At 55.7% G+C, this 10,243-nt stretch carries 9 protein-coding genes; 1 reads left to right on the top strand and 8 read right to left on the bottom strand.

All coding sequences use genetic code 11. The features are described from left to right. Positions 1–57: 57 nt before the first annotated feature. Together AAC01S_RS17170 and AAC01S_RS17165 are read right to left on the bottom strand one after the other, a co-directional pair. The gene (locus tag AAC01S_RS17170; RefSeq protein WP_067625357.1) at positions 58–2,898 is read right to left on the bottom strand and encodes a 1,4-alpha-glucan branching protein domain-containing protein; all 2,841 of its coding nucleotides are present in this window, start codon (positions 2,896–2,898) and stop codon (positions 58–60) included. Continuing rightward, on the bottom strand, positions 2,895–3,461 hold the full coding sequence (locus AAC01S_RS17165) for a DUF4912 domain-containing protein (protein ID WP_169794084.1): 567 nt from the start codon (positions 3,459–3,461) through the stop codon (positions 2,895–2,897). The genes AAC01S_RS17170 and AAC01S_RS17165 overlap by 4 nt, the downstream gene beginning before the upstream one ends. Positions 3,462–3,753: 292 nt before the next feature. Between AAC01S_RS17165 and AAC01S_RS17160 the strand changes: the two genes are divergently transcribed. Beyond that, positions 3,754–4,314 carry a DUF6518 family protein gene (locus tag AAC01S_RS17160; protein ID WP_067625352.1) on the top strand — a complete coding sequence of 187 codons (561 nt, stop codon included), beginning with the start codon at positions 3,754–3,756 and terminating at the stop codon, positions 4,312–4,314. 474 nt (positions 4,315–4,788) lie between these two features. Here the strand turns inward: AAC01S_RS17160 and AAC01S_RS17155 are convergent, their stop codons facing one another. The 6 genes from AAC01S_RS17155 to AAC01S_RS17135 form a co-directional block, all read right to left on the bottom strand. Beyond that, complete coding sequence (locus AAC01S_RS17155; RefSeq protein WP_157071266.1) at positions 4,789–5,121, bottom strand: hypothetical protein; 333 nt, start codon at positions 5,119–5,121, stop codon at positions 4,789–4,791. A gap of 195 nt (positions 5,122–5,316) precedes the next feature. After that, positions 5,317–5,448 (bottom strand): hypothetical protein, encoded by a 132-nt coding sequence (locus AAC01S_RS20135; RefSeq protein WP_281178147.1) that lies wholly within the window; start codon positions 5,446–5,448, stop codon positions 5,317–5,319. A 111-nt stretch (positions 5,449–5,559) separates the two neighbouring features. After that, entirely contained in the window at positions 5,560–6,759 is a 1,200-nt protein-coding gene (locus tag AAC01S_RS17150; RefSeq protein WP_067625346.1) for an alpha/beta hydrolase, read from the bottom strand. A gap of 146 nt (positions 6,760–6,905) precedes the next feature. Further along, complete coding sequence (locus tag AAC01S_RS17145) at positions 6,906–7,730, bottom strand: carbohydrate ABC transporter permease (protein WP_157071265.1); 825 nt, start codon at positions 7,728–7,730, stop codon at positions 6,906–6,908. 23 nt (positions 7,731–7,753) lie between these two features. Then, positions 7,754–8,698 carry a carbohydrate ABC transporter permease gene (locus tag AAC01S_RS17140; RefSeq protein WP_083511931.1) on the bottom strand — a complete coding sequence of 315 codons (945 nt, stop codon included), beginning with the start codon at positions 8,696–8,698 and terminating at the stop codon, positions 7,754–7,756. A gap of 7 nt (positions 8,699–8,705) precedes the next feature. Next, a complete protein-coding gene (locus AAC01S_RS17135; RefSeq protein WP_083511930.1) occupies positions 8,706–10,007 on the bottom strand; it encodes an ABC transporter substrate-binding protein in 1,302 nt (433 codons plus the stop codon). Positions 10,008–10,243: the final 236 nt, after the last annotated feature.

The raw sequence follows: 10,243 nt of genomic DNA, 5'->3' as shown, positions 1-10,243 counted from the left end.
CCGCCACCCGATTCGCCACCCGATTCGCCACCCACAACCCGCGCCTCCGCTACCCGATCACGCCTCCACCGCCTGAACAAGTGGCTTGCGTATCACCTTCTGGTAGACTTCCATCGTCTGATCGGCAATGGTCATCCAGTCGAAGCGGCTCAGTTCCTTGGTTGCGGTTTGTGCGATCTCGTCTCGGAGTGTTGAGTCTCGGAGCAACCGCTTCACTTGTTCGGCGATGGAGTGGGCATCGCCCGGATAGGCCTTCAATCCGTTATGGCCGTGTTGCACGATATCGGCCAGTCCTCCAACGTCAGAGACGACAACCGGGGTCCCTGCGGCCATGGCTTCAAGGGCAACAATCCCAAACGGCTCATACAGACTGGGGACGATGGCCACGTCAGCCGATCGCAGCAATTCGTTTCTCTGCTCGTCTTCCGCATAGCCGTAGAAGACGACGTGATCGCGAATCATGAGTTGTTCCGATGTTCGGACCAGTTCGTCGAACATCGGGCCTTTTCCGACGATCACGAACTGAGTGTTCGGGAACGCCTCCAGGATGGAGGGCGCCGCTTCGAGCACATATTGGACGCCTTTCTCGCGGACGAGGCGGCCGACGAACAAAACCGTATGGTTGTACGGCGGTTCGAGAGATGGAGATGAGGTGTGACGGACGTGCACCGCATCGGGTCGCTGAGGTCCGGCAAGTACGTGCTTGTCGACCCCGTTTGGAATGACATCGACTTTGTCACTGGGGAGTTGGAACAGCCCTGCCACTTCGTCGCACATATAGGAGCTGCACACAATGACACGCTCGGCCTCGTACGTGAGCACCCATTCGCGGTGATGAATGTGCCGATGGGTATCGGTGAAAATCCCATGGTTCCGGCCATGCTCGGTCGCGTGGATGGTTGCGACAACGGGAATGCCAAAGCTCTGCTTCAAGGCCTTTGCGGCGACGGCAACGAGCCAGTCGTGCGCGTGGATGAGATCGAACGCGAGCCCGTCGCGTTCGATGAGATCGCAGCAGCGATCCAGCATCATCAAATTCAGTTGAAAGGCGAAGTGGATGAACTCGCCGCCGTCCGGTTGGCGGACCCGCACGCGATGGACGTGGACCCCTTCAATGGTTTCGTCCAGGGGGTAGCCGCCAATGGCCGTCGTGACCACGTGCACCTCGCAGCCTTGTGATGCCAGTTGCCGCGAGAGATCGTAGACGTGACGGGCCAGACCGCCGACCGACATGGGCGGGAATTCCCACGAAAGGACGAGAATGCGAAGCGGTTCGAAGGCCGCTGTGGAGACCGCGTCGCAAGGCGCGGGCGGTGTGTCGTCCGTTCGATACACCTGATAATCGACGGATGGAAACAGATTGTCGATCCGTTCGAGATCGGACAAAAAGTCTGTATCGATCTCGCCTGCTTCCACCATCGCAAGCAACGCTATGCACCGGTTGACGTGTTGCTTCGTCCGAGATACCGCATAATCGACGGCGGTTTTGGTGTCCATGATGAACGCCCAGTCGCTGCTTTGCGCCAACATCAGCTCCCGTGCGGCTTGGTTCAACGCGCGACGAACCTGCTCCGAGGGATTCGAATGGCGGTTGGCGACGCGCCGCATCATGTGCTCGCACTCGTGAAGGGCGGGATAGATCCAATCGTTTGACCCGTTCAACCACACTTCGCCGTAGCCGTTGCGTCCCCATGTGGAGAACGAAAGCTGACATCGCGGATAATCCTCGTACAGATCCAGGTACTCGGACGGCGTGATCGTGGCGATCTCGTCCTGGTCGTAATGCATCTTCCGAAGCAGCATGTCGATGAAGATGGGCCCCTCGTACCACCAGTGGCCGAACAGTTCCGCGTCATATGGCGCGGTCACGATGGGGAGCCGCCCAATCTCGCCGCGAATGTATTCGATCTGCCGCTGCCGATTGAAGAGAAAATTTCCCGCATGCAGAGCCGCCTTTTCTCTGGCCTGCAGGAAGTCGTACGGCTGTTTCTCCACATCCCGTCCGGTAATTCGATAATATTTAAACCCTGTGTTGAAGCGGATGCCTTCTGGATGAATGAAAGGTTGGAGGTAGTCCAAATCAAGATCGAATCCAATATCGCGGTAATACTCCCGATAGTCGTAGTCGCCAGGGTATCCGTCCTCGGAACTCCAGACTTGCCTGGAGCACTCTTCGTCGCGTGCGAACGCGGCGATGCCAGCATCGGTCACGATGGGCGAATGGATGCCGAACACCGGCGCTGGCTGCGCCGTCGCGAATGCGTGATGGTCGACGAAGAAGTAGCGGACGGCGTATTCGCGCAGGATCGGCAAAACGCGCGGCGTGTACGCGCATTCCGGCAGCCAGATCCCGCGAGGGCGCGTCCCGAAATTGTCCTCAAAGACGGATACAGCCGTCGCGATTTGGGCGCGCAGCGCTTCATCCGTGTCTATGTAAGGAAGGAACGCGTGTGTGGCGGCGCTCGTGATCAACTCCACTTTCCCCGATTGCAGCAGTTCACGCAAGGCTGTCAGGATATTGCCGTGGTAGCGGTCGAAGAAATCATACACTGCGGTAAAGCGCCGTTGATACTCTTCAGCCAGCCCGTGAAAGACGGGATCGGACTCGGTTCGATCCAGCTCTGACGCAGCCAGTGTCAGAAGTCCCTGCAAGTATCTGCGATATCTCGATTGTAAAAGCCCGTCGGACAACATCGATAGGAGCGGGGGCGAAAGCGACAAGGTGACTCGAAAGTCGACTTCTTCGCGCAGCAATTGCTGAAACACCTGTATGAGCGGGATGTACGATTCGGTGAGCGCTTCAAATAGCCATCGTTCTTCCAGTCTGTCGTCTCTGTCCACATGCCGGACAAATGGCAGATGGGCGTGCAATACAAGATTCAGGTACCCCTGAGTCATCCAATGGTCGCTCCTTCGCGTTTCAACTGAGATGATAACCGTCGAACTGGTTTTCGTAACGCAGGATCGGCATCGATCGGCGTCGACGGCAGCGGTTTGGCAAAAGGAATCTTGACGCGGGAAGCGGCGGATCGATCCGGCGGCAATGCGACCATATTCGAGCGCAACAGGCAAAACAGCCTATCGTGATTCATGGTCGCGAGATCGACGACATAATTTCTACCCGACGGAAGGTTGTGGAGGTACCAATTGTTTGTACCGGGATCAACGGAAACGCGTCGGAGCAAGGGCGCGTTGTAACCGTCGAACAGGATGTCGGTGACGTCGTAGAGACAGAGGCACAACGGCAGGGCGTCCCAGTCCGCCATGAAATGTTCTTGAATGAGGCGGCGACGCGCCAGGGAGATTGTCCAGTAGACAAACACGCATGAGGGATTCAACGCCAGAGCAACGATTCGATTCGAAAAATCCGGAAATTCCCAGCTTTCATCGTACAAATGCCGCTGGCCGCCGAGATCGGGGGCGTAGACGAGACTGCTCGTAAGTGACACTCCTTTCAGCAAACAAGTTGCGATCGCGCGACCATGTTGAGATTGACCCGGTGATCGTCATCCAGTCGTCATCCACAAGATATGTGAATTCAGCGAGTTTATTCGATAGTGTCGAAGGTGTTGGGGAATAGGGCTCGTTGGAGGCAGTTTCGAGGCCATGCGATGCAATTGACGAATTCCAATGGTTTACATATCGCTTTCACCAAGCAAGCCGTATCTATCTGTCGTTAAAAAATCAACCAGCCGAGTTCGGCTGGCCTCATGATACGATTGTGCCAATCGACGAAAAAGAGGGGGGGTTACTATGATGCCGTCCAAACGGAGAATGGTTGCCATCGTGTCGGTGTCGTTGTGCTTCGGCGCAATGATGTCGATCATCAAAGGGAACGACGCTGGCTTGCGTGACGCAATCGGCAATATCAGTGCGCCGTGGTTGCTGCTACCGTTTATGGCCAGTGTCTACGCCAAGGAATATCAACCTGTCCATGCTGCCTTGACTGGTTTTCTGGCATCGATCTGCGCATTGATGGGATTCTATGTCGCCAACTCATTTGTTCTCGACCTTGGGCCGCATCCATGGTTGGTGGATCTTGCTTTGACACTGCCAGGCATGCGTTTTTGGTCCCTGCTCAGTGTGTTTAGCGGACCCTGTTTCGGACTTTTGGGAGCCTGGTACGTTCGTCGAAGAGCACTCACTCCGGCCCTTTTGACAGCTTTATTGCTCGTGTTTGAACCGTTTACATGGAAAATCTACGATTTCGGCGATTTCCGCTCATATCCCGTACTCTCGCTGACCGAAACGACGGTCGGACTCGTTGCCTGCGCGGTCCTGGTCATCCGCTTCAAATTGTCCCAAAGGCGCTAGTGTTCTGCCAGCCACAATGGAATTGCGCCATCAACACGCGCTTCACCTGTCTTCCACCGCATGACGACAGCGACCGCCACGAGATGAATGCGACTCTTGGGCGACTCTTGGGCGACTCTTGGGCGACTCTTGGGCGACTCTTGGGCGACTCTTGGGCGACTCTTCATAAGAATAAGCGTCCGCTGGCCGCTTAATTGTGTCGAATCGTCCGATTTGCAGCGAATAAGGGGTCGGCAGACGCTTAAGCGCCTGAAAATGCCCCATTCCGGAGGCAGCGAAGGTGAATAAGGGGCTTTGGGCTGCCTATTTGCCTGCCATTCCATCATTTCGCCGCAATAAGCGGCTGAGGGCCGCCTATTTGACCGGTCACTCCGGTCACTCCGGTCACTCCGGTCACTCCGGTCACTCCGGTCACTCCGGTCACTGCCATGGGCACAGCCGCCGCTGTTCGTCCACAGCGCGGCTTCGCAGGTTCTACCACAGAAACGCCAAAGCGAACACCCACGCAAATGCGAGCCACCACCACCACCAGCCGCCGTACCACCAACCATTTCCGGGATAGCCCCAGCCTCTGTAGCGGTAGGGGCCGTAGCCGTAACCGGCAAGGGCGAGATCGAGCCGTGCTTCATCGCTCTGACTCGGATCCTTGGCCGCAGTTGCGAGCCCAACAGGCGCGTATTGACGCGGGACTCGTACGAGCACAGCCTGGTTGTTCACGCCGGAGATAATGCCGCGATGCGTGCCCCATTGGGTTCGAAACTGGACCCACTGCCCCATTTTCGCCATACACTCGGCCCTTGTACACATGGTCGTTGCCTCCTTTCACTTAAAAATGATAACGAAGATGGTCTTTGCAACCATCTTCGTTTCGTTGATACGACCGTGTGCTAGTCAACCACGTAAGTGAGTGACGACTCACTTACGCAGTCGCAGAAATCCATCAGAACCTGATTCAACCACGCGTCGTATACCATTGCGCGAAACTGTCGTACCGATCACCCATCAATATCCGACAGCCCCTGCACAACTGGATCCACCGGCGCTGTAGCCCGGTACAAGCAGGAAGAACAACACGAAGATGATCAGGAAGACGACCGCCCAACGCGTGTAACCGCCAAATGTTCCACCGTACATGATTTGCCCCCCCTTTCGCCGCAGACATAGTCCACCATATTCGATGCGATAGCCTTCTGACTGCAACATGTACCTATTCTTGGAGGAGGGCCAGAGGAAAACTCTCGAACGTCAACCGTTCGCCGTGATCGACAAACGGTCGACGCGCACAATTCTACGTGGATGCGGTTGGGGTACCCCATTGCGAACGAGGAAGGTTACGATGTCTCGGACAATTTGCGCCGTGCTAGGCTGCAACGTACCACCCTTAGGAATGAACTCGTGTGTCGAATGGTGGATGAGAATGATGCGGGCGCGATCGCCATCTTCGCGCAGTCGATCGTACATTTCCAGCGAAAGTTCGGGAGGATCGACGGTGTCCTGCAGTCCCTGGATGATCAAGAAGCACGGATCTCCGGGCCGAACGTAGGATACCGCGCTTGCGCTCTGCACAAGTCGCGCCGTCAACACGCCGAACGCCGGCGTAGGTTTTGCGCCATGCCGCTCGCCCCATTTCATGGCGTAGTAGCTTCTGTCGACCGGACCGAACATATCGACCACCGCGCGAACGCGCGATGACTCCTTGACGAACGGCCCCTCGTCAAACACTGGCTCTGGGTGCGTATCGCCCCCCGTCACCCCGACCAGACTGGCCAACGCGCCGCCGGCACTGTCGCCGACAACGCTGACGGCAAGCGGATTGATCCCGAGTTTCGCCGCATTGGCCTTGAGGAACCGAATGGACGCGGTGGCGTCATCGATCTGGTCCGGCCATTTATACTTCGGCGCCAGACGGTAATTCACGGACACAAAGGCGAAGCCCCGCTGAACCAGACTCCGCTCGATCTCGGCCATCACCCACTCCTTACGGTACTTCGGCCCAGGGTGAATGACTGCGTCGCCAGTCATCAGCGATCCGCCGTGAAAGTAGACGACAACGGGAACTGGGTGAGTCGACGCGTCGACGGGCCGGAACAAGTACATCGTTCCATCATAACCACGCACACGTTCATACGTCAGGCGCTCGGGACGGCCAACGACGATCGCGTTCCATCGCTCGTGATGCCCGCGCCGATGCGGGACGTCCGTCAGCATACGCCGACCATGGAAGGTAACCCTCATCGTGCCGCCATCCGTCGAGGCAGTGAGCACTTTCGTCGTGAGCGGCTGGGCGGACTTGTGCGTCAAGTCCCGCTTGACAGAGTGGGTCTGAGGAAACGGGTTGCGTTGAGGAAGCGAATGCGCAATCCATGCCCCGACCACCGTGAGTACAGCCGCCGTACCAAATACCATTCCGCGGTTCGACCACCGACGCAACCACGCTGGACCCATCGCCAGTTTCCTCCCCTCGCACCCGCATGATAAAAAACGATGTCCGTTCTTTGGAGAGTCTTGAGGCGGTATCTACAAAGTATTTTATTGGAATCTCTTCATCCGATCCATATCGAAGATCCAGGTTGAAGACAGGCCATTCACCACTAAAAGCGGATACCTTCACCGCGCGAAATGCCGCGGACAATGTGACGTTGAAAGATGATGTACAAGATGATCATCGGGATCGTGGCGAACATCGCCGCCGCGGACAGCCCCTGCCAGTCGGACGAGTTTTGCGTCAAGTATTGCGCGAGAGCCGCCTCTATCGGCTGCGATTTTGGGCTGTTGGTGACCATCAGCGGCCATAATAGCGAATTCCAGCAACCGATGAAAATATCAAGCACGATCACGAACAACACCGGTCGACACAGTGGAACGGCGATGGACCAAAGGAACCGCAAATGACCGCAACCGTCCATTCTCGCGGCTTCCCAGTAGTCTCGGGGAAGCGATAAAAAGAATTGTCTTAGCAAGAAGATCCCGAACGCCGTCGCACCATACGGCAAGATTTGAGCCAGTCTGGTATCCACCAGATGCAATTTCGCCATGGTCACAAAGTTCGGAATCAGAAACGTTTCGCTCGGAATCATCAGGACGAGCAGAATGAGGGAAAAGACGACGGCCTGCCCCCGAAATGGAATGAAAGACAACGCGTACGCCGCCAAGACCGTGGTCACAATGGCGATCGCGATGGTGCCCACCGCGATCACCACGGTATTCAAAATATACAGCAGCCAGTCGTTCTCTTTCCACGTCTGCACCCAGACGCTCCAGTTGAAATCGAGCAAGAAATGCGGCGGATACGTGAACACGTGAGCTGGCGTATCGAGCGACGTGGTGAGTGTAATGTAGATGGGCAAAAGAAACACAAGACCAATCGCAAGCGCAATGACCCCTCGCAACAAACGACGGATACGCCGGGCTGCCAACATCGGAACCCCCCACCTCCACGTTACTGATAAAAGACGACCCGATTGCCAATCCAGCGGGTGATCATCGTCAACAAGAAAATACCGACGACGAGGAACACAGCCATCGCCGCCCCGTACGACATTTGCCCGTACTGGAACGCCTGTTGATAAATGTAGAGCAATGCCGTCGTGGTCGCATATTCCGGACCACCGCTGGAGACAGAGAGCGCGAACATCTGCGAGAATGCCTGAAACGATCCAATGAGCGTGACGACGACGATAAAAAACACGGTCGGCGAGATGAGTGGCAGTGTTACCCGGAAAAACCGGGTCCATCCTCGCGCTCCATCGACGATGGCGGCCTCCAACACACCTTTTGGCAGTCCAGACAGCGCTGCGAGCAGAATGATCACGTCAAAACCGATGCCATGCCACAGCGCATAGATCACGACAGCCGGCATCGCCATTTTGGGCGATCCCATCCACTGCGACGGCGGAAGATGAAACCAATGAAGGATAGTGTTCGCGACACCGAAACTTGGATTGTAAATCCAAAGCCAACCAATCGCCGTGCCAATCGCTGGCGTGACATAGGGCAACGTGATCAACACGCGCACAAAGCTGTAAAACTTCGCCACACGGTTGATCAAAAGAGCGATAGCCATGGACAACACCAATGTCGCCGGAACCATCATGGCAGCGTAGTAGAGCGAGTTCAGCAGTGCGCGTTGGAAGACGGAATCCTTCACTGCCTCCGTAAAATTCGAGACCCCAGCCCATTGCATGGAACCGCCCGGGTGATAATTGAAAAACGCCAACACGAACGCGAGGACCGTCGGAAAGTAGACGAAGACAATCAGGAAAGCAAACGCCGGTACAAGGAACAGGGCGGCCACCAGCAAATCCTTCGATTTGCCGGGGCCAACTCTGGTGAATCGATTCACTTGTCCCGGACTGTAAGCCGTGACCGCGCTATCGATTGCCATGATTCACTTAGCTCCTCTTTTGTCCGCTCAAATATTCGTTGCCAATGGTGTTCATGTTTTTCACCGCTTGCGCAGGCGTCTCTTGCCCATTCAACGCTTTCAAGAAATCGCTGTTCATTGCATTCTCTGCGGCGTAATACTGCGTCGCATTCGCCGCCGGATCGGTCATCCAATTCGTTGGATTGGAGAATGCAGCAGCATAGTTCGGGTTTGCCTTGTCGAACGACTGCAAGTCCTTTTCAGCCACCGGTCCAGTCGGCAGGTAATACGCAGCTTTGTCCCAAGCGGCATTCGTCTGCGGACTTGCCAACCATTTGATGAACGTCCACGCGGCTTGCTGCTGCGCCTGAGTGCCCGTTTTCAAAATGGCTAAACTGTCGCCATCGACATAGTTGTACGCATGCCCAGACGGTCCCGCCGGAGCAGGAGACGCCTTCATCGTGAACTTCCCGCCAGCCGATTGGTAGTCATACGTCCAACCGGCCGACGACTCGATCAACATACCGACAGTGCCCGTCCCGAAGTCCAGTTGATAGTCGTAATTCTGCGTGATCGTCATACTCTTGTCGGCCACCATATCGCGGAGCATGGTGAGCGCTTGAATCGCGCCTTGATTGTCGAGCGCAAATTTTGTTTCCTTCGAATTCGCCCACAGTTTCCCGCCAAAATCTCGGACCATGACGAAATACTGAATCAACGATGGGGTCCATGCGATGCCTTTGTCGTTTGAACCAAGCGCACTCACTTTCTTGGCGTCCGCTTCGACCTGGCTCCAAGTTTTTGGAGGGCTTTGGATGCCAGCCTTCTTCAAGAGATCAGCATTGTAAAAGATCACCATATTCCCGTTTTCTTCATACGGCAGTATGTATTGCTGCCCCGGTTCGATGGCTCTGCCGTTCCAAACGGAAGCATAAAAATCGTTCTTCAACTGTTTTTGCGTATATCCGTTCTTGCCATTGATGTAAGGAGTCAAGTTGACGAGGTAGCCGTCCTTCGCAAACTGTTGCGCTTCGTCGAGGTGAGGCATGATGACGTTCGGAGCGTCCCCAGCAGTCATCGCGGCAGTGATAGGCTGAACTTCCGAATATTTGTCGGAATACGTCACGTGGATGTTCGGATGCGTCTTGTTGAATTCGTTCACTTCGGCGTGCATCTGAGTTTGCAGTGCGCCCGATGGATGACCGTTCCAGAAGGTGATGTTCACGACTTGATTCGTTGCGGCATGCACCGTCCTTGTCAACGGCGCGATCGCGAGAAGTCCCGCCCCCGCGATCACAGTTCCAACGATTGCCGATGCCTTCTTTTTCATAAGTCTTCTCCGCCTCCCCTATTTCGGCTACACAAAGCTCCGGATGACGTCCTCATCTCAGACATGTGTCATTGTGCAAAAGAACTATTAATTCTGTTTATTTATCTTGTAAAAATCATGTTTCCGTTGTGTTGAATCGTCTTTACATTACCTTACAGACCATGCAAATGGCGTGTGTCCGGCCAAGGACAGGCAGTTGGGGGATGGGATGCGGGTGGCGGGGGTGGCGGGGGTGG

It is taken from the genome of Alicyclobacillus acidiphilus NBRC 100859 (assembly GCF_001544355.1).
GTDB lineage: Bacteria > Bacillota > Bacilli > Alicyclobacillales > Alicyclobacillaceae > Alicyclobacillus > Alicyclobacillus acidiphilus.
The sequence above is the reverse complement of the archived record's forward strand: the minus strand, read 5'-3'. Positions and strand labels throughout refer to the sequence as shown.